At 61.4% G+C, this 710-nt stretch carries 1 protein-coding gene; it reads left to right on the top strand.

From position 1 onward, the window contains the following. A partial coding sequence (locus tag F0Q45_RS26430; protein ID WP_373425104.1) for a hypothetical protein occupies positions 1 to 578 on the top strand: 578 nt, incomplete at its 5' end. Positions 579 to 710 lie beyond the last annotated feature (132 nt).

The following is a 710-nucleotide window of genomic DNA, read 5'->3' on the forward strand; positions in this document are numbered from 1 at the left end:
GGGCGATTCTGTCAGCAACGACCATGAGTTCAAGTAACAGCTTGCGGCAATGGCTGGTGCGGCTCACTGCCGCAACACTGGCCGCAGCCGCCTTTGTACTGGGAGGATGTTCGCCGATGTTTCCGTTCGGGCACGACCCCGATCACCCCGAGCATCCGCTCAGCGACGACCAGGCTAGGGCACAAGTGATCGAACCAGCCAAGCAGATCGTCAAAATCGCTGAGTTGCAAGATGTTTCAGGCGGCTTTGGCTGGGAGTCCTGCAACGATCAGGGCGACCCGCCTTACCGCGGCCGAGTAGGTGTCGCGTTCGGCGTACCCGCAGGGGTCGACCAGCGCGCCTATTTCGAGCAAATCGCCGCAACGATGGTGGCCCATGGTTGGTCGGCCGGCGCGCCGCCTGGCCAGCACCTGTTCGGCACGACGATCCACAAAGATGGCGTCACGGCAATCATCGGAATAGACCCCGGTTGGCGCGAAGGCGGGGCCATCGACCTTTTCGGCGAGTGCCGCAACATGAACAACCACCGTACTGACAGCAACGCGGTCAGCATCAACGACCAGCTTCGCGGGCAGTGAAGCTTTGTCTAGCTGCCACAGGGCTAACTACCATAGTCAACCTCTTGGCCGGCGAACCCAGTCCCGAGTGACCACCGGCTAAGGCGCAAGTGATCGAACCAGCCAAGCAGGGTGAAGACCAACGAGGGCCTA

The organism is Mycobacterium simiae (assembly GCF_008370645.1).
In the GTDB taxonomy this organism is placed as follows: Bacteria; Actinomycetota; Actinomycetes; order Mycobacteriales; family Mycobacteriaceae; genus Mycobacterium; species Mycobacterium simiae_A.